At 70.3% G+C, this 19,337-nt stretch carries 15 protein-coding genes; 6 read left to right on the top strand and 9 right to left on the bottom strand.

The features are described 5' to 3' along the window. Position 1 precedes the first annotated feature (1 nt). The 6 genes from KB201_RS08395 to mqo are packed head-to-tail and all read right to left on the bottom strand — an operon-like array spanning position 2 to position 7,847. Positions 2-1,660, bottom strand: coding sequence for a GAF domain-containing sensor histidine kinase (locus tag KB201_RS08395; protein WP_211538828.1), 1,659 nt, complete (start codon positions 1,658-1,660; stop codon positions 2-4). Continuing rightward, entirely contained in the window at positions 1,660-3,141 is a 1,482-nt protein-coding gene (locus KB201_RS08390) for a cobyrinate a,c-diamide synthase (RefSeq protein WP_211538826.1), read from the bottom strand. The genes KB201_RS08395 and KB201_RS08390 overlap by 1 nt, the downstream gene beginning before the upstream one ends. Continuing rightward, positions 3,135-3,752 (bottom strand): cob(I)yrinic acid a,c-diamide adenosyltransferase, encoded by a 618-nt coding sequence (cobO, locus tag KB201_RS08385; protein WP_058250119.1) that lies wholly within the window; start codon positions 3,750-3,752, stop codon positions 3,135-3,137. The genes KB201_RS08390 and cobO overlap by 7 nt, the downstream gene beginning before the upstream one ends. A 42-nt stretch (positions 3,753-3,794) precedes the next feature. After that, positions 3,795-5,774 carry a VWA domain-containing protein gene (locus KB201_RS08380; RefSeq protein ID WP_211538819.1) on the bottom strand — a complete coding sequence of 660 codons (1,980 nt, stop codon included), beginning with the start codon at positions 5,772-5,774 and terminating at the stop codon, positions 3,795-3,797. Then, entirely contained in the window at positions 5,771-6,274 is a 504-nt protein-coding gene (locus KB201_RS08375; protein WP_058250117.1) for a GNAT family N-acetyltransferase, read from the bottom strand. Before KB201_RS08375 ends, KB201_RS08380 begins: the two co-directional genes overlap by 4 nt. A gap of 46 nt (positions 6,275-6,320) precedes the next feature. Further along, positions 6,321-7,847, bottom strand: coding sequence for a malate dehydrogenase (quinone) (gene mqo, locus KB201_RS08370; protein WP_058250116.1), 1,527 nt, complete (start codon positions 7,845-7,847; stop codon positions 6,321-6,323). Between the two features lie 196 nt (positions 7,848-8,043). On the opposite strand from mqo, the gene KB201_RS08365 reads away from it, so the two are divergent. Next, positions 8,044-9,072 (top strand): alpha/beta hydrolase, encoded by a 1,029-nt coding sequence (locus tag KB201_RS08365; RefSeq protein ID WP_211538817.1) that lies wholly within the window; start codon positions 8,044-8,046, stop codon positions 9,070-9,072. Then, positions 9,069-10,466: a mycothione reductase gene (gene mtr / locus KB201_RS08360; RefSeq protein ID WP_137809356.1), complete on the top strand. Its 1,398-nt coding sequence runs from the start codon at positions 9,069-9,071 to the stop codon at positions 10,464-10,466. Before KB201_RS08365 ends, mtr begins: the two co-directional genes overlap by 4 nt. A gap of 22 nt (positions 10,467-10,488) precedes the next feature. On the opposite strand, the gene KB201_RS08355 is transcribed toward mtr, so the two are convergent. Further along, entirely contained in the window at positions 10,489-11,292 is an 804-nt protein-coding gene (locus KB201_RS08355; protein WP_078112257.1) for an alpha/beta fold hydrolase, read from the bottom strand. A 75-nt stretch (positions 11,293-11,367) separates the two neighbouring features. Beyond that, on the bottom strand, positions 11,368-12,963 hold the full coding sequence (locus KB201_RS08350; protein ID WP_058250300.1) for a cobyric acid synthase: 1,596 nt from the start codon (positions 12,961-12,963) through the stop codon (positions 11,368-11,370). Between the two features lie 163 nt (positions 12,964-13,126). On the opposite strand from KB201_RS08350, the gene KB201_RS08345 reads away from it, so the two are divergent. Next, positions 13,127-15,340, top strand: a complete 2,214-nt coding sequence (locus tag KB201_RS08345) for a protein kinase (RefSeq protein WP_231742228.1) — start codon at positions 13,127-13,129, stop codon at positions 15,338-15,340. Between the two features lie 43 nt (positions 15,341-15,383). On the opposite strand, the gene map is transcribed toward KB201_RS08345, so the two are convergent. Then, positions 15,384-16,247, bottom strand: coding sequence for a type I methionyl aminopeptidase (gene map / locus KB201_RS08340; protein WP_058250111.1), 864 nt, complete (start codon positions 16,245-16,247; stop codon positions 15,384-15,386). A gap of 120 nt (positions 16,248-16,367) precedes the next feature. Between map and KB201_RS08335 the strand changes: the two genes are divergently transcribed. The 3 genes from KB201_RS08335 to KB201_RS08325 are packed head-to-tail and all read left to right on the top strand — an operon-like array spanning position 16,368 to position 19,320. Continuing rightward, positions 16,368-17,390: a hemin ABC transporter substrate-binding protein gene (locus KB201_RS08335; protein ID WP_058250110.1), complete on the top strand. Its 1,023-nt coding sequence runs from the start codon at positions 16,368-16,370 to the stop codon at positions 17,388-17,390. Then, positions 17,387-18,523 carry an iron ABC transporter permease gene (locus tag KB201_RS08330; RefSeq protein WP_058250109.1) on the top strand — a complete coding sequence of 379 codons (1,137 nt, stop codon included), beginning with the start codon at positions 17,387-17,389 and terminating at the stop codon, positions 18,521-18,523. Before KB201_RS08335 ends, KB201_RS08330 begins: the two co-directional genes overlap by 4 nt. Next, positions 18,517-19,320, top strand: coding sequence for a heme ABC transporter ATP-binding protein (locus KB201_RS08325; RefSeq protein WP_211538815.1), 804 nt, complete (start codon positions 18,517-18,519; stop codon positions 19,318-19,320). The genes KB201_RS08330 and KB201_RS08325 overlap by 7 nt, the downstream gene beginning before the upstream one ends. The last annotated feature ends 17 nt before the right edge of the window (positions 19,321-19,337 follow it).

Genomic DNA, 19,337 nt, shown 5'->3' with positions numbered 1-19,337 from the left:
GCTAACCCACCAGCGGCACCGACCAGGTGAGCGTCGTCCCGCCGCCGCTGGTCCGGCCCTCGCTCGTCCCGCCCCCACTCGTCCCCCGCGGGCGGGTGACGATGCTGAACGTCCCGTCGCAGTCCTCGGCCCGGCGCGTCAGGTTCTCGAGACCGCGATAGGTGACGTCGGCGCCGATGCCGACCCCGTCGTCGCTGATCTCGACGGTCAGGACGTCGTCGGCGGTCACCGACACCGCGATGTGGTCGGCCCGCGCGTGCCGGAGCGCGTTGCTCAAGCCCTCTCGCAGGACGGCGTCGATGTGTGGTCCGAGGGAGTCCGGGACCACCGTGTCGACGGGGCCGTCGAACTCCACGCTCGGCGAGATCGACGCGTGCCCGGACAGTTCGGACACGATGTCGAGCACGCGCCGCCGCAGCGTCGGGCCGACGTCGGTTCCGTAGGGCGTCTGCAGGTCGAAGATCGAGGTGCGGATCTGGGCGATCGTGCGATCGAGGTCGGTCATGATCTGCTCCAGGCGCGCGGCCGCCGCGGCCGGATCGGTGGACCCGGCCAGCAGCGTCTGTACCGACATCCCGACCGCGAAGAGTCGCTGGATCACATGATCGTGCAGGTCGCGGGCGATGCGGTGCCGGTCTTCGAGGACCTCGAGATCGCGGGCGATCTGTTGCTGCTCGGCGTAGACGACCGCCAGCGAGGCGACCTCGGCGACACCGGCGAGCCCGGCGATCTCCTCGTCGTCCCAATAGGGGCGGTTGCGGTGGGTGATGAGCATCCAGCCGAACGCCCCCGATGCGCGCTGCAGCGGTTGCACCGAGGTCCAGCGGGCGCCGCGCCGGATCAGCGACTCTGCGATCTGGCCGGAACGCTGCACCCGCAGCGCCGTGGCGTCCGGCGGGATGAAGTGCTCGATCTCCACCGGGTCGCCGGTGTGCCCGCGTAGTTCCACCTCCCCCGCCATCTCGGTGAGCAGGTAGACATCGACCGCGCCGACGAGATCGGCGACATCGGCGCACATCCGGGACATTGTGTCCGACAACGCGATTCCGGCCAGCGGCTCCGACCCACGCCGGGCCAGAACCTGCATCCAGCGGTGGCGGGTGCGGGCCCGTTCGAAGAGACCCGCGTTGTCGACGGCGATCCCGGCGGCCACCGCCAGCACCGCGACGACGGTCTCGTCGACCTCGGAGAAGTCCTCCGCGGACCGCTTCTCGGTCAGGTACAGACTGCCGAACACCTCGCCGCGCACCATGATCGGAGCACCGAGGAAGGTGTGCATCGGGGGGTGGTTGGGCGGGAACCCGACCGACGTCGGATGGGCGCCGAGGTCGTGGATGCGGTGCAGGCGGGGATCGTCGATGAGCAGGCCGAGGACCCCGCGGCCGACCGGCAGATGTCCCATGGTGGCGCGTTGCGCATCGGTGATGCCGATGTGCACGAACTCACTCAGCCCGCCGTCCGGTCCGCGCACGCCGAGGGCACCGTACTGGGCGTCCACGAGTCCCGCCGCGACCTCGACGATGCGCTGCAGCGCGCGGTCGAGTTCGACCCCCTGCCCGACCACCAGCACCGCCTCCAGCAGTTCCCGGAGCAGGGCGGGATCGTCGGCACCGTGATCGGCGAGCGCGTCGAGCGTCTCGCGGAGCCGGTGCGCCAGCATCAGGACGCCCCGGGGGCGTCGCCGACGGACTGGGGCGTCGGCACCCGCCCACTCTCGACGGATCTGGACACGAAGCGGCACAACGCTTCCGGGATCGCGGCCGGATGCAGGTGCAGATACGAGGCGTGCACCGCGGCCGTCGCGACCCCGTGCATCGACGCGCGGCCGGCCGGATCCCGCCAGGCCCAGGCCGGGGCGAGCGCGCCGTCGCCGACCCCGCTGCGGTGGAACTCGTGACCGGTGACGCGTTCGCCGGTCCGGAACAGGGCCGAGTCGCCCACGGCCACGGCATCGCGGTATCCGAGCGTCAGGGTCGGGCCGAAGTGGCCGGGGATGTCGAGGACGCCGCTCATCGGGTGCCCGTCGAGTTCGGTGCACAGGTACAGCAGGCCCGCGCACTCGGCGTGGATCGGCCGACCCGCCGCGGCGTGCGCCCGGAGGTCGGCGCGCAGGAGATCGTTGGCGGCCAGCGCCTCGGCGTGTTCTTCCGGGAATCCGCCACCGATCACCACGCCGGCCGCGTCCGCGGGCAACCGGTCCACGAGCGGGTCGAAGACGACGACGCGCGCGCCGGCGGCGGTCAGCATCTCGGCGTGCTCGGCGTAACCGAAGGTGAACGCCGCGCCCCCGGCGACCGCGATCACCGGCGAACCGGCCGACGCGGCGGGACGATACGGCGCGACGGCTTCCGCAGCCGACCAGGCCGCGGCGTCGGGGACCGCACGTCCGCGGGCGGCGGCCACGATCGCCGGCAGGTCGAGGGCGCCGCGCAGGTGCGCGGTCATCGCGTCCACGGCGGCGACCGCGTCGGCGTTGCGTTCGGCGGCCGGGATCAGGCCCAGGTGCCGGGAGGGCACCGTCAGCGACGGGTGGCGCCGCAGCACCCCGAGAACCGGCAGTCCCACCCGCGCGGCGGCCTGTCGCAGCACCATCTCATGGCGTGGCGAGCCGACCCGGTTGAGGATGACGCCCGCGATCGACACCGAGGGGTCGTAGGAGAGGAACCCGTGTAGCACGGCGGCCAGCGACTGGCTGTGGCCCGCGGCGTCGACGACGAGGATCACGGGCGCACCGATGATCGACGCGACGTGCGCGGTGGAGCCGACGCCGAGTGAACCGGCGTCGCCGCCTGGACTGCCGCCCGTCCCGTTGCCGCTGTCGTGCTCCACGATCCGGCCGTCGAAGAGGCCCATCACGCCCTCGACGACCGCGATGTCGGCGCCCGCGGCGCCGTGGGCGAAGAGCGGCGCAATGCGTTCGGCGCCCACGAGATTCGGGTCGAGATTGCGTCCGGGTCGTCCGGCCGCGACGGCGTGGTAGCCGGGGTCGATGTAATCGGGGCCGACCTTGAACGGCGCCACCCGGTGTCCGGCCGCCCGCAGTGCGCCGATGAGGCCGGTCGTCACGGTGGTCTTGCCGCTGCCCGACGACGGCGCGGCGATCACGACGGCGGGCGTCGACGCCCGCGCGGAGATCACCATTCGATCCCCTTCTGCCCCTTGCGTCCGGCGTCCATCGGGTGGGCGATCTTGTGCATCTCGGTCACGAGATCGGCAGCGTCGACGAGGGCCTGCGGGGCGCGCCGGCCGGTGATGACCACGTGCTGGCGTCCGGGTCGGCGGGCGAGGGTGTCGAGCACCTCGGCGGTGTCCACCCAGCCCCAGTGAAGCGGATAGGTGAACTCGTCGAGGACGTAGAAGTCGTGTTCGCCGGCATCGAGACGGCGTGCGATCTCCGCCCACCCGGCCCGGGCGGCGGCGGCGTGGTCGTCGTCCTGGTCGTCGTTGGCCCGCAACCAGGACCAGCCCTGACCCATCTTGTGCCATTCCACCGGCCCACCGGCGCCGGTCTCCGCGTGCACCCGGTCGAGGGTGAGCATCGTCGACTCCTCCCCCACCTTCCATTTCGCACTCTTGACGAATTGGAACACCGCGACCCGCATACCCGCGTTCCACGCGCGCATCGCCATCCCGAAAGCGGCGGTCGACTTGCCCTTGCCGTCGCCGGTGTGCACCGCGAGGACGGGCTGGTTACGGCGCTGTCGCGTCGTCAAGCCGTCATCGGGGATGCTGACCGGAACTCCCTGGGGCACTCGACTTCTCCTCTGGTCTCAGATGGGGGGTGGCGGGGGCGGTCAGGCCGCTCCCCGCGCGGGTGCGTGTCCGGTCAGCGCGGTGGCGGACAGTTCGTCCATCGGGATCAGGCTCGCGCCGAGGTGGGCCGCGAGATCGCCGGCGAGTCCGAGCCGGACCATCCCCTGCTCGCAGTCGACGACCACGGACCCGATGCCGCGACGACGGATACCGTCCGCGGCTTCCCGCGCCCGTGCCATCGCGCCTCGTCCTGAGGTGGCACGTCCGTCGGTGAGTACGACCAGCAGCGGCCGCCGGTCGGGCTCGGCGCGGCGACACCGCTGCACGACATCGGCGGCGAGCTGCAGGCCCTCGCCGAGCGGTGTCCGGCCGCCGGTACGGATCTCCTCGAGGCGGCGCACCGCGATCTCGACCGATTTGGTGGGCGGCACCGCAAGCGTCGCGGAGGAACCCCGCGCCACGACCACCGCGACGCGGTCGCGCCGGGTATACGAGTCGCGCAACATCTCCACGCACAGTTCGGACACCGCGGCCAGCCGACGCCGGGCGGTCATCGACCCGCTGAGGTCGACCACGAAGACGACGAGGTTGGCCTCCTGGCCGACCCGTTGCGCCGACCGCAGGTCGGGGGCGGCGATCCGCACACCGCGCTCGGACCCGGCCCCGCCACGACCGGCCCGGCCCGCGGCGGAGAGCACCGTGCCGAACAGATGCATCGGTCGGCCGGCATCGAAGTCCACGGCGTGGGTGGTGTGTCCGCGACGGCTCCGCGCCTTCGAGCGGCGACCCGGGTCACCGTCGCCGAGTCCGTCGACGCGCAGGGTCGGCATGCGGCGAGCCGTCGAGGTCGGCACGGATCCGAACGCCGGTCCGGGAGCGTGCTGCGGGGCGTCGGTGTCGCCGGTCTCGGACGCCGCATGGGAGTCGGGGTCGGTGTCGGGCGCCGGGCCGGTGTCGGACGCGGAGTCCGGGGCCTCGCCGCCGCCACCGGGCGGTGGTGTCTCGGGCGGTTCCGGGTCGTCATCGGGCGAGTCGGGTCCGGCCGCGTCCTCGCCCGCCGACATCGCCTCGTCGAGCTGGTCGCGGCTGAGCCCCGACTCGTCGAAGGGGTTGCGGCGGCGCCGATGCGGCAGCGCGAGCTCGACGGCCGCCCGGACGTCGGTGTCCTCGACGGCCGCCGCCCCGCGCCAGGCGGCATGGGCGAGCGCGGTCCGGGCCACCACGATGTCGCCGCGGAGTCCGTCGACGTCGAGGTGGGCGCAGATCCCGGCGATACGGCGCAATTCCCGGTCCGGGAGGGCCACCGCACCCACAGCGGCTCGTGCGCTCGCGATCCGTTGTGTCAGTTCGTGTTCGGCGGCGGCATGGGCGGCGACGAACGACGCCGGATCGGCGTCATACGCCATGCGGCGGCGCACCACCTCCACGCGTTCGTCGACGTCGCGGCCGGCGGCCACGTCGACGGCGAGCCCGAACCGGTCGAGCAGCTGCGGGCGCAGCTCGCCCTCCTCCGGGTTCATGGTGCCGACGAGTACGAAATCGGCCGCCTGGGTGTGTGACACACCATCGCGTTCGATCGTGACCCGTCCACTGGCCGCCGCGTCCAGCAGCACGTCGACGAGGTGGTCGGCGAGCAGGTTGACCTCGTCGATGTACAGCACCCCGCGGTGCGCCCGGGCGAGCAGACCGGGAGTGAACTCGGCACGGCCGTCCCGCAGCACCGAGGTGAGGTCGAGCGAGCCGATCACACGGTCCTCGGTTGCACCGATGGGCAGTTCGACCACGCGGCCGGCGGTGTCGTCCGTGGCACCGGGGACGCTGAGCAGCGGACCGAGCCCGCGCACGATGGTCGATTTCGCCGTGCCCTTCTCCCCGCGGATCAGGACACCCCCGATACCCGGCGAGATGGCCGACAGGATCAGTGCGAGCTTGAGCTGCTCCTGCCCGACGACGGCGCTGAACGGATAGCGCACGTCGGCGTGCGTGTCCACGGAAGCGGGGAGTTCACCGAGGGTCGTCATCGTGACCCGGCGCGGAGCATCGACACGTGGGGGATCCCGTCCTCGAGGTAGTCGTCGCCGTCGCGGACGAAACCGAACTTGCCGTACATCTCGGTGAGGTAGGCCTGCGCCTCGATCCGGCACGGGCGCTCCCCGACCTCGGCGAGCGCGGCGGTCATGAGGGTCGCCACGAGGCCGTGACCCCGATGGTTGCGTTCGGTGCAGACGCGGCCGATCCGGAAGACCTGTCCGCCGTCGGCCTCCGGTTCCTCGAGCAGACGCAGCGTCGCCAGTACCGCCCCCGGGTCGGGCCCGTCCTCGTCGCCTCCGTCGGTCCGGTCCCCACCGTCGGTGATCCAGAACTGGCGCGTCGTCGGTTCCAGGTCTCGGCCGTCGAGTTCGGGATACGGACAGGCCTGCTCGACGACGAAGACCTCGACCCGCAGCCGGAGGACCCGATACAGCGTGGCTGCGTCCATGTCGTCGGCCAGGGCGCGGTGCACCCGCGGTTCAGAGATCATGTGTCGTGGTTAGCACACAAGGCGACCGGACTTCACCTCGCGCGGATCAGCCGGCGGTGGCGGGCGCGAGCCGGCCGGTCTCGGCCGGGACCTCGTTCCGGTCGGTCAGCTGCAGCGTCTTGTTCGTCCAGTCCCACACCTGGCGGTACAGGTCGCGGTTGTCGTTGAGCTTCTGACCGAAGGACGGGATGATCGCGGTCAGCTTCGACGACCAGCCTGCGTACTCCTTCGGGAAGCACTGTTCGAGCACCGAGATCATCGCCGGCACGGCGGTCGAGGCGCCGGGGGACGCACCGAGGAGCCCGGCGATGGTGCCGTCGCCGGCCGCGACGACCGCGGTGCCGAACTCCAGCTGACCACCCACCCCGGTCTTGCGGATGACCTGCACGCGCTGTCCGGCGGTGATGAGCTCCCAGTCGGCGCCGAGCGCGCGGGGGACGAATTCCGACAGCGTCTTCACCCGGTCGGCCGGCCCGGCGGCGAGCTCGCTGATGAGGTACTTGAGCAGCCCGAACTCCTTGGGCGCGATCGACACCATGGGGAGCAGGTTGCCCGGCTTGATCGAGGCGGGCAGGTCGGTGATTTTGCCGCTCTTGAGGAACTTCGGCGACCACCCGGCGTACGGGCCGAACAGCAGGCCCGGCTTGTGGTTGATGACGCGGGTGTCGAGGTGCGGCACCGACATCGGCGGGGCACCGACGGCGGCCTGCCCGTAGACCTTCGCGTGATGCTCGGCGACGAGATCGGGGTTGGTGCAGCGGAAGAACTCACCGGACACCGGGAACCCGCCGAACCCCTTGGCTTCTTTGATGCCCGACTTCTGCAGCAGGTGCAGCGCACCGCCGCCGGCACCGACGAACACGAACTTCGCGTGCACGGACAGCTTCTGCCCGGTCCGGCCGTTACGGACCTTCACGATCCAGCTGCCGTCGGACTGCTTGGACAGGTTGGTCACCGAATGGCCGAAGTAGATGTCGGCGCCCTGGGCGACGTAGTTGAGGAGCTGCTGGGTGAGCGCGCCGAAATCGACGTCGGTACCCTGATCGAACCAGTTCAGCGCGACCGGGTCGGCGAAGTCGCGTCCCTCCGACATCAGCGGCAGGCGCGCGGTGAACTCGGCCGGGTCGTCGATGAACTCCATGCCCTCGAACAGGGTCTGGGTCGCAAGATTGTCGTAGCGCTTGCGGAGGTACTTCTGGCCTTCGGCGCCGTGGGTGAAGGCGACGTGCGGGATGGGGTTGATGAACTCCGACGGGTCACCGAGGATGCCGTTGTCGACCGAGTGGGCCCAGAACTGGCGCGACACCTGGAACTGCTCGTTGATGGTGAGCGCCTTGTCGATGTTGACGTCGCCGTCGGCGGTCTTCGGCGTGTAGTTCAGCTCGCAGAGTGCCGAGTGTCCGGTGCCGGCGTTGTTCCACGGGTCGCTGCTCTCGGCGGCTGCGGCGTCGAGCTGCTCGAACAGGCTGATCGACCAGTCGGGCTGAAGCTGTCGGAGCAGCGCTCCGAGGGTCGCACTCATGATTCCCGCACCCACCAACGCGACGTCGGTCGTGATCACCGTTTTCGACACCTGGACTCCACTTCACCTGGAGGGACACTGTGACCGGTGTTCGTCGCGGCACGTCGTCCCGGATGGCAACTTCTCGACCGGGCACTTCTCACCCGGTCCTTGTCGATCGTCATTGTCCAGCATGGCACGTCCAGCACGAGAATCGACCTTCGCAACTGTGTGCTGCACGACATCCGGGCTGTCCTGACCTGTCACTATGCTGGTCGCCGTGAGCGCATCCGCAGCCGCCGACTGGCAGCCCGACCGATTTCTCGAGGACTACCGGCAACGCGTCCTCCCCCTGGGCCCCGATCCCGACGGTGAATCGCCGATCACCGCGACCCTGGTGCGACGCGCCGAGTCGTCACCCGCGCGCGGCGCCGTGCTCTACGTCCACGGGTTCACCGACTACTTCTTCCACGAGCCACTCGCCGACTTCTTCGTCGACCGCGGGTACGCGTTCTATGCCGTCGACCTGCGAAAATGCGGGCGATCGCGGCAATCGCACCACACGCCGCACTTCACCACCGGCCTCGCGATGTACGACGAAGAGCTCAACGCGTCACTGCGGATCATCCTCGACGAGGTGGGACCCGACTGCCGGGTCGTGGTGGCCGGGCATTCGACGGGCGGCCTCATCACCGCACTCTGGCTCGACCGGTTGCGACAGCGCGAGCCGGCGCTGCACGCGGCAGTTGACGGACTCCTGCTCAACTCACCCTGGTTCGATCTGCAGGGCGACGCGGTGCTCCGCACCCTCCCGGTCACGCTGCTCGTCAAGGCGATCGCCGCCGTCGCGCCGACCAGGGTGATACCGAAGGAACTCTCGCAGGCCTACGGCGAGAGCCTGCACGACAGCGCGCACGGCGAATGGAAATACGACCTGTCGGCGAAACCGCTGGGCGGATTCCCGGTCACCTTCGGTTTCCTCGACGCGGTGCGCAGCGGTCAGCGTCGCCTGCACCGCGGCATCGACGTCGGTGTTCCCGCGCTCGTGTTACGTTCGGACAAAACGCATTTCGCCAGGACCTACTCGGCGTCCACCGATCATGCCGATGCCGTCCTCGACGTCACCCACATCGCCCGCTGGAGCGGGTGCCTCGGCGGCCGCGTGACCGCGGTACCCATCCCCGACGCCCGGCACGACGTCTTCCTCTCCGTCGCACACGCCCGCGAGCACGCCTATCGCGAGGTCGACCACTGGCTGTCCGCCGTCCTCTCAACCGAAAGCGAGAATCCCCTATGACCGCCACGCAGGTCGTCGACCTGGCCATCATCGGCTCCGGCAGCGGCAACGCCATTCCCGATGACCGCTTCGCGGACAAGACCCTCGCGATCTTCGAGGAGGGCGTCTACGGCGGCACCTGCCTCAACGTGGGGTGCATCCCGACCAAGATGTTCGTCTACGCCTCCGAGGTGGCCGAGATCGCCACGCACGGTGCGCGCCTGGGCGTGCACTCGAAGGTGGACTCGGTCGACTGGCCCGGCATCGTCGAGCGCGTGTTCGGCCGCATCGACCCGCTGTCGCAGGGCGGCAAGGAGTACCGGGTCGACCGGTGCGAGAACATCACCGTGTACGACTCCCATGTCGAATTCGACGGGCGCGACGACGACGGCCGGTACCGGTTGGTCACGCGAGACGGCGACACGGTCCTCGCCGACGAGGTCGTGCTCGCCGCCGGATCGCGCGCGGTCATCCCCCAGATCGTCGCCGACTCGGGGGTCACCTACTACACCAACAACGACGTCATGCGTCTTCCCGAGCTGCCCGAACGCCTGATCATCGTCGGGAGCGGTTACATCGCAGCGGAATTCGCACACGTCTTCGGCGCGCTGGGCTCACATGTGTCGATCATCGCGCGCGGCCCGGCTCTGCTCCGGAAGCAGGATGCCGACATCTCCAACCGCTTCACCCAGGTGGCCCGGGAGAAGTGGGACGTGCGGCTGGAGACCACGATCACCGAGGCCGAGGACCTGCCCGACGGCGGTGTGCGGGTCGGGCTCTCCGACGGCGCGACACTGGAGGCCGACGTCCTGCTGATCGCGACCGGCCGGCAGCCGAACGGCGACCGGCTCAACCTCGACTCCGTCGGCATCGAGCTCGATGACGAAGGTCGCGTGCGCTGTGATCAGCACGGTCGCACCGCTGCCCGCGGAGTGTGGACGCTGGGCGACGTCAGCTCGCCGTACCAGCTCAAACACGTCGCCAACCACGAACAGCGGGTGGTGCAGGCCAATCTCCTGAAAGGCTGGGACGCAACCGATCTGGACGCCTTCGACCACCGGTACGTCCCGGCGGCCGTGTTCACCCACCCGCAGATCGCCGCGGTGGGCCTCACCGAGGACGAGGCTCGCGAGGCCGGCCACGACTTCGCCGTCAAGGTCCAGGCCTATGGCGATGTCGCCTACGGCTGGGCGATGGAGGACACCACCGGATTCTGCAAGCTGATCGCCGAACGCGGCACCGGCCGGCTGCTGGGCGCACACCTCATCGGCCCGCAGGCACCGACGGTCATCCAGCCGGTCATCCAGGCGATGCACTTCGGCCAGACCGCACACGAACTTGCCCGCGACCAGTACTGGATCCACCCGGCGATGCCCGAGGTCCTGGAGAACGCGATCCTCGGCCTGGACATCTGACGGCCAGGCCCTCCGAGCGACCTCAGAAAATCGTTGAGCGCAGGGCGATCTCGCTGGCGAGGGCCGGGGCCGCGCGCTGCGGGATCCAGTGGTCAACGCCCGCGAGTTCGCAGTAGCGGAAGTCGCCGTAGACGTACCGACCGCTGCCCTGCGCCTGTTCGCGACCCAGGGCGGTGTCGGCGTCGCTCCACAGCAGCGTGGTCGGGATCTCGACCGGCGGGCACGCCATCGTCGCCTTGATGTCGCCGGTGAAGTTCGCGCGGTACCAGTTCAGCGCCGCGGTCAGGGCGCCCGGTTCCCGCAGCGGGGCGAGTTCGTCCTCGGAGATCCCCACCGCCCGCAGCTCGGCGGCGTCGTCGGCGAGCAGCCTCTCCTCGGCCCCGTCGGCCACGAAATCGAGGATGTACGAAGAACGTTCACGCTGGTCGCTACCGACGAGCGCGTCGCGCATGGCCGACGGATGCCCGGTGCTGGCGACGACGAGACCGGTGAACCGGTCGGGGTACTTCCCGGCGAGATGCCACGCGACGATGCCGCCCCAGTCGTGCCCGACGAGGATCGCGTAGCCGATGCCGAGGGCGTCGAGAACCCCGATCACATCGGAGACGAGGTGGGTGAGCCGGTAGTCGTCCACCCCGGGCGGCCGCGCGCCGGGGCTGTACCCACGTTGATCGATGACCAGTGTCCGCAGCCCCGACTCGTGCAGGCGCGGCAGTACGTCGTCGTAGCAACTCCCGTTCACCGGGAACCCGTGCAGCAGCAGAACCCACGGACCGGTCTCCGGTCCCCCGATCCGGACGTCGAAGGTGAGGCCGCCCACGGTCACCTGACGTCGGTCGTCGATCATGGGGCGGTCTTCAGTCATGGCGCCCACGATAACCCGTCTCCACGACCCCGGCGTCTACAAGTCCTCGAGGTGGTGACGGATGACCTTGGGGTGGCGCGGCGGCCCTTGTTCGATGAGGCGCGTCACGGCGTCGAGGTCGAGGTGTTCGGTGACGAGATCGGCCATCGCGTCGACCTGTCGCCGACGTACGGCGTCGACGTCGGTGCCCGGCGCCACGCGGAATCCTCGGACACCGGCCTCGGCCGCCACGTCGGCCAGAAGTCGACGCCGGAAGTCGTTGCACGCCAGCAGTCCGTGCCAGTGGGTACCCCGGACCGCCCCCCGCACCGCGCCTTCCGGACCGTGCCGGTCGTCGACGATCCACGTGTTCTCGGCCGATCGGGTCACCCGGCCGTGATGGATCTCGTAGCCACTGATCGGCACCCCTGACATCGGAACACCGGACACCTCGCCGCCGGTCCCGGTCACCTCGCCGCCGGTCCCGGTCACCTGCCGCACGGTTTTTTCGGCGTAAAACTCGATGTCGAGGTCGAACAACCCCAGTCCGGGCACCCGCCCGCGACCGGACTCCACTCGGTCGTCGAGGGTGCGGCCCAGCATCTGGAATCCGCCGCACACGGCGACGATCGGACGTCCGCGGGCCGCGCGTTCGGTAAGTGCCTCCCCGAGACCGCGCGCCCGCAGCCACTCGAGGTCGGTGATGGTGGCGCGGGTGCCGGGCAGCACGACGAGGTCGGCGGCCGCCACCCCGGCCGGGTCGTCGACCCAGGTGACGTCGACACCGGGTTCGCAGGCCAGCGCCTCGACGTCGGTCGAGTTGGAGATCCGCGGCAGCCGGATGGCGGCGACCCGCAATCGAGGTACTCCGGTCGCGGAGGATTCGGTGAACGAGCGCGGTGGCCCGACCCGCCGCCCGACCGGCGCCGCGAGCGAGTCCTCGGCGTCGAGCCACAGGTCGTCGGCGAAGGGCACCACCCCGAGTGTCGGCCGTCCCGTGATCGCCTCGACCTGCCGCAGTCCCGGCTCGAGGATCGACGGGTCACCACGGAACTTGTTGACCACGAACCCCGCGATCAGCCGCTGATCGGCGTCGTCGAGGACCGCGGTGGTACCGAACAGATGGGCCAGCGACCCGCCGCGGTCGATGTCGGTGACCAGCACCACCGGGAGGTCCGCCGCCTGTGCGAGACCGAGATTCGCGATGTCGTTGGCGCGCAGATTGATCTCGGCGACCGAACCCGCACCTTCACAGATGACGACGTCGAAGTCGCGTCGGAGACCGGCCAACTCGTCGGCGACGACGGCACGCAGCCGCGCCCGCCAGTGCAGGTAGTCGGCGGCCCCGACGTCTCCGGCGGGCCGACCGCGGAGGATCACGTGCGAGCGACGGTCACTGCCCGGTTTCAACAGCACCGGGTTGAACCTGGTGGAGGGTTCGAGGCCACAGGCGAACGCCTGCAACGCCTGGGCACGACCGATCTCGCCGCCGTCGAGGGTGACCACCGAGTTGTTGGACATGTTCTGCGCCTTGAACGGTGCGACCCGCACACCGGTGCGCCGCAGCGCACGGCACAGCCCGGCGACGATGAGGCTCTTCCCGGCATCGCTGCTGGTACCGCCCACGAGCAATGCGCCACCGAGTCCGTCCACCCGGAACAGACTAGAGGCCGAACCCGAGGCCGCGACCACGGTGGCGTCGTTCACAAGTCCCACCGTTCACCTCGCGGTCGTGCGGGTCTGGATACAGTGACCCGGACGAACAGGTCGACAGCCGGTCGTTCGGAGTCAAGGGGGGTCATCGGACGTGGAGGTCGTGAAGCCCGGGTCCGTGTTCGCCGGATATCGCGTCCTCTCGATGCTCGGGCGCGGCGGCATGGGACAGGTCTGGCTCGTCGAACACCCCACCCTGGGCCGCCGCGAGGCCCTCAAGATCATCTCGCCGAACCCCGCCGATCCCAGTTTCGCCGAGCGGTTCCGCAACGAGGCCCGCACCGCCGCGGCCCTCGATCACCCCGGCATCGTCACGGTCTACACCCACGGCGTGGAGAACGGCAGCCCGTGGTTCTCGATGTCCTACCTCGAAGGCGAGGACCTCGCCGCCGCGTCGGCCCTGCCGGTCGACGACGTGGTGACGGTCGTCGGCAAGGTCGCCGACGCGCTCGACTATGCCCATACCCGGCGCGTCATCCACCGCGACATCAAACCCGCGAACATCGTGGTCGCCCGCGGCCCCGACGGCCGGATCACCCGGGTCACCGTGCTCGACTTCGGCATCGCCCGCCTGATGGACGGCGCGAAGATGACCGCGACCAACCTGTTCGTCGGCACCCTCGCCTACGCCGCACCCGAGATCCTCACCGGCGAACCGGCGATCCCGGCGTCGGACCAGTACGCGCTCGCGTGCACGACCTTCCAGCTGCTCACCGGATCGCAGCCCTATCCCGGGCAGACCCCGATGGCCCTGATCGCCGGCCACGTCAACACGCCCGCACCGCGGATCTCCGAGCGCCGCCCCGACCTCGTCCACGTCGACGCCGTGTTCGCGCGCGCCCTCGCCAAGAACCCCGCCGACCGGTTCGCGTCCTGCTCCGAGTTCGCCGCGGCGCTCGCCCGGGCGGTCGAGATCGCGTCGACGGCGCCCTCCGTCGTCGCGGCGCAGGCACCCGGCCGTCCGTTCTCACCACCGCTGCCCACCCAGCAGGCGCCGGTGCACCCGGTGGCCCACCGTGCCCAGCCACCTGGCGGTCACCCACCGTTCCCGGCGTACGGTCCCGGCGGGCCGCCGCCGGGTCCACCACCCGGATATGTGACCGGGCCCGGCGGACCCCACGGACCCGGCCCGGGGTCCCGGGGAACGGGCTCACGCACCGCCTGGATCGTCGCCGCGGTACTCGGCGTCGTCGTCCTCGTCGTCGGTGTCGTCGGCGCCGCGATCGCCCTCAGCGGATCGGGGTCGGGTCCAGGGACGGCGCCGGTCGCCGGGTCATCGACGACGCCGCCCAGCAGTTCCGGCGGATCCTCCACCGGCAGCGATGAGTTCGAGTCCATCGCCTCCAGCGGGGACAGTACGTGCGCGGTGCGCGGCAATCGACTGTACTGCTGGGGCGACAACGAACGGGGCACGCTGGGCGACGGTACGACCACCGACCGCCCGCGCCCGGTCGCGGTCACCAGCATCTCCGACGTCTCGGCGGTGAGCATGGGCGGCCTCGGGACGACCTGCGCGATCAGTTCCGGAGACCTCTACTGCTGGGGTTACGGGATCGGACCGCCCGGGCAGAACGTGCCGCTGCCGACGAAGGTGTCCGGCCTGTCCCGGGTGTCGGCGGTGTCGGTCGGGCTCACGATCTGCGCGATCAGCGACGGCGACGCCTACTGCTGGCGCAACAACGCGAGCGGCCAGGTCGGCAACGGCAGTACCGGGTCGGTGGACGTGCCCACCCGCGTCGCCGGTCTCTCGGACGTGACCGCCGTGTCCACGTCGCACACCACGAGTTGCGCCATCGCCGGCGGTTCGGCGTACTGCTGGGGCAACAACCGGGAAGGCCAGATCGGCGACGGCACCACACTCGACCGCCTCACCCCGACCCGGGTCCTCGGACTCGACTCGCCCACGTCGATCAGCACGAGCCTGTACTCGACGTGTGCGGTCGCCGGCTCCGGCGGCGTGTTCTGCTGGGGCCAGAACACCAGCGGCCAGCTCGGCGACGGCACCGAGCAGAACCGGCGCACCCCGACCCGCATCGACGTCCGCGGGGCCACCGAGGTGTCCACGGCGGCCTACGGCGGTTGCGCCGCCGCGGGCAGCTCCGCCTACTGCTGGGGTTCGCGCAGCGATCAGCCGGACAAGAGCCCCGACCGCGTCAACGGACTGTCGGGGGTCACCGAGGTCACCACCGGTTCGGCGAACGTGTGCGCGGTCGCGGACGACGAGATGTACTGCTGGGGCCTCAACGGCCAGGGTCAGCCCGGCAACGGGACGACCACGACGAGCAGCGAACCGCAACCCGTCCGCTTCCCCGCCTGAGCGTCTCGGTTGTCGGACCGAACCTCAGTTGTCGGGCCCGATGTCAGTTGTCCGGCACAGTGAGAATCTCGGCGCCGTCGTCGGTGACGACGAGGGTGTGCTCGAACTGCGCGGTCCACCGGCGGTCGGCGGTCACCACGGTCCAGCCGTCGTCCCACATCTCCCACGGCAGTGCGCCGAGGTTGATCATCGGCTCGATGGTGAAGACCATCCCGGGTTCGAGGACCGTGTCGACGTTCGGTTCGTCGTAGTGCAGCACGATCAGCCCGTTGTGAAAGGTCTCACCGATGCCGTGGCCGGTGAAATCGCGCACGACCGTGTAGCCGAACCTGTTCGCGTAGGACTCGATGACCCGACCGATGACATTCAGCTCGCGACCCGGTTTGACGGCCTTGATGGCCCGCTCGGTCGCGATCCGCGTCCGCTCGACGAGATCGGCGGCCTCCTGGTCGACGTCGCCGGCGAGGAAGGTCGCGTTGGTGTCGCCGTGCACGCCGTGGATGTAGGCGGTGACGTCGATGTTGACGATGTCCCCGTCCTCGATCACCGTCGAATCCGGGATGCCGTGGCAGATCACCTCGTTCAACGAGGTGCAGCACGACTTCGGAAAGTCCTTGTAGCCCAGGGTTGACGGGTAGGCACCGTGGTCGATCATGTACTCGTGCGCGATCGCGTCGAGTTCGTCGGTGGTCACGCCCGGGGCGACGGCCTTGCCCGCCTCGGCGAGTGCGTTGGCCGCGATCTTGCTCGCGATGCGCATCTTCTCGATCGTCTCGGCGGTCTGCACCCAGGGCTCATGGCCCTCGTTCACCGTCGGCTTCCACACGTATTCGGGACGTTCGATGGAGTCGGGCACGGACCGGATGGGCGACACGATCCCCGGCGTGAGGGCACTGCGAACTGGCATGCGACCAGACTATCCCGGCCCGTCGCGGCGAGGCCCGTGGGCGGACACCGCGGCGAACGTCACTAAGCTCGCCGGGAGGAGCCGATGGGAGGCCATCGGAGTCGACGATGGAGGTGTGCGGTGCGGACCAGGGGCTTACGGGCGGCGCTGGTGATGGTGCTGACCGTGCTGAGCCTGTCGGCGTGCTTCGTCACCCCGATCGAGCAGGAGCGGCACTCGCCGGGCGCACATCTGCGCGACGGCCCGCAGACTGCGACGCTCGCGGAGTCCGACGTCACGCCCGTCGTCGAGAATCCCGCTCCCCGGCTGCCCGCGACCGTGGACTCGCTGCGGTACGGCGACGTGACCGTCGACGACGCCGACCGGATCATCGCCGTAGACATCAACGGAACCCTCGGCAACATCGTGTACGCCCTCGGACTCGGGTCGCACGTGGTGGGGCGCGACACGTCCACCGCCTTCCCCTCGGCGAGATCGCGGCCGGTGGTGACCAACCGCGGACACAGCCTCAACGCCGAATCCGTTCTCGCCCTTGACCCGAGCGTCCTGCTCGTCAGCGAGTCCACTGTGCCCACCGCCGCCGTCGACCAGATCCGCGACTCCGGCGTCGCGGTCGTCGTGTTCCCGGCCGCCCGCAATCTGGAGTCGAACGACACCCTGATCCGCTCGGTCGCAGCCGCACTCGGTGTCGCCGATGCCGGCGAGAAGCTCGTCGCCCGGACCGACGCCCAGATTCAAGAGGCGCGCGCGCTGGTCCCGGATCCGTCCGGAGATCCCACCATGGCGTTCCTCTACATCCGCGGACGCAACCTGCTGCTGCTGGCCGGGCCCGGATCGGGTGCCGACGACCTCATCGAGGCGCTCGGTGGCCGGGATGCCGGCGCGGCAGCCGATCTCACCGGCGCGTTCACCGCGATCAGCGCCGAGGCCATGATCACGGCCAACCCGGACGTGATCCTCGTGATGACCCAGGGCGCGGCCACCGTCGGCGGACCCGAGGGGGTGCTGACCCTGCCGGGTGTGGCCGACACCGAGGCCGGCCGCAACGGACGGGTCGTGCAGATGGACGAGAGTCAGATCCTGGCGTTCGGCCCCGAGGTCGGACTGGTGCTGGGTGCGCTGGCGAGGTCGATCTACGCATGACCGACCCAGCGCGGACCACGACGGACCCGGCGACCGAGCCGACGACCCCGTCGGCCGTCGTCGCTCCCCCGGCCGGCACGTCGCATCGGGTCCGTGACCTCACGGTGGTGGCGGTGATGCTGGTCGCCTTGGTCGTGCTCGTCATCGTGTCCGCGGGCACCGGAAAGGTGTCGGTGCCGCCGCTCGAGGTGCTCGGCAGCCTCGCCCACCATTTCCACCTCGATCTCGGACCGCTCCCCTCCCACCCGAACGGCGAAGGCGCGCTGTGGAATGTGCGCTTCCCGCGCATCGTGCTCGGACTGTTCGTCGGAGCCGCGCTCGGCGCCGCGGGTTGCCTCCTGCAGGGAGTGCTGGCGAACCCGCTGGCCGAACCGGGGATCATCGGCGTCTCCTCCGGCGCCGCGGTCGGCGCCTGTCTGATGATCGTGCTCGCCGGCGGGACCGCCGGAGCCGGTGGCGCCGCGGGCAATTGGGCTCTCGCCGGGGCCGCCTTCGTGTTCGGCCTCATCACCGCGGCCGCGGTGTACGTGTTGTCCCTCCGCGACGGCTCGTCGTCGGCGATCATGCTGGTGCTCACCGGTATCGCGGTCAACGCGTTCGCGGCCGGGATCATCGCGTTCCTCACCTTCGTGGCCACCACCGCGGCCCGCGAGCAGATCATCTTCTGGCAGCTCGGTTCGCTCGCCGGACGCACCTGGAGCGAGATCTGGGTCGTCGCACCGCTCGTCGTGGTGGGTGTCGCGGCCTGCCTGTTCCTGGTCTCGAAGCTCGATCTGCTCGCGCTGGGCGACATCCAGGCCGCCTCCCTCGGCGTGAACGTGGAGGCCGTCCGCCGGCAGGCGATCGTCCTCACGGCGGTACTGACCGCCGCCGCGGTCGCCTTCGCCGGGATCATCGCCTTCGTCGGCCTCATCGTGCCGCACGTGATGCGCCTCATCGTCGGCCCGCGCCACGCGATCTTGTTACCCACCAGCGTGATCGGCGGCGCGCTGGTCATCACCGGCGCCGATCTCGCCGCCCGGACGATGCTCGGTGACGCCGACCTCCCGCTCGGGATGTTCACGTCCCTGATCGGTGGCCCGGTCTTCTTCATCCTGTTGCGTCGCAGCCGTCACGCGGGTGCCGGATGGTGACCGAAACCGCCGCGACGACGACCCCGGGCATCCACGCCCGAGACGTCTCGGTCGTTCTCGGCGGACGCGAGGTGGTGAGCGCGGTGACCCTCGAGGTCGGACGTGGTGAACTCGTCGCCCTCGTCGGTCCCAACGGATGCGGCAAGTCCACGCTGTTGTCGGCGCTGTCGGGCACCCGCACTCCGAGCCGCGGTCACATCGAGGTCGACGGCCGGGACGTCGCGACGACCTCGATGCGCGAACTCGCCCGCCACCGCTCGCTGGTGACCCAGCAGAACCGGGTGGACACCCCGTTCACCGTGTCCCAGGTCGTCGCGATGGGCCGCTACCCGTGGCTGCGGACGCCCCGCGCGGCGAACTCCCCCGCCGTGATCGCCGACGCGATGGCACTGTGCGAACTCGGCGACATCGCCGACCGGCCGTTCGGACAGCTCTCCGGCGGCCAGCAGGCGCGTGTCTCCCTGGGCCGTGCCCTCGCCCAGGACACTCCCGTCATGATGCTCGACGAGCCGACCGCGGCACTCGACATCCACCATCAGGAGCAGGTCCTCGACATCCTGCGCGTCCACCGCGATGCCGGGAACGCCGTGCTGCTGGTGGTGCACGACCTCACCCTCGCCGCCGCCTACGCCGATCGGGTGGCCGTGATGAAAGACGGCCGGCTGCTCGCGATCGGGCCGACGTCGGAGGTGATGACCGTCGACCTGCTCAGCCACACATACGACCACCCCGTCGAGGTGATCGAGCATGCCGGGCGACGGGTGATCCTCCCCGTCCGGACACCTGGTAGCGCCTAGAAGATGGTGCGCACTGT

The sequence above is a fragment of the Gordonia sp. SCSIO 19800 genome (genome assembly GCF_018132775.1).
Classification (GTDB): Bacteria; Actinomycetota; Actinomycetes; order Mycobacteriales; family Mycobacteriaceae; genus Gordonia; species Gordonia hongkongensis.
Note: the sequence above shows the minus strand (reverse complement) of the source record. Positions and strands in the feature narration are given on the sequence as shown.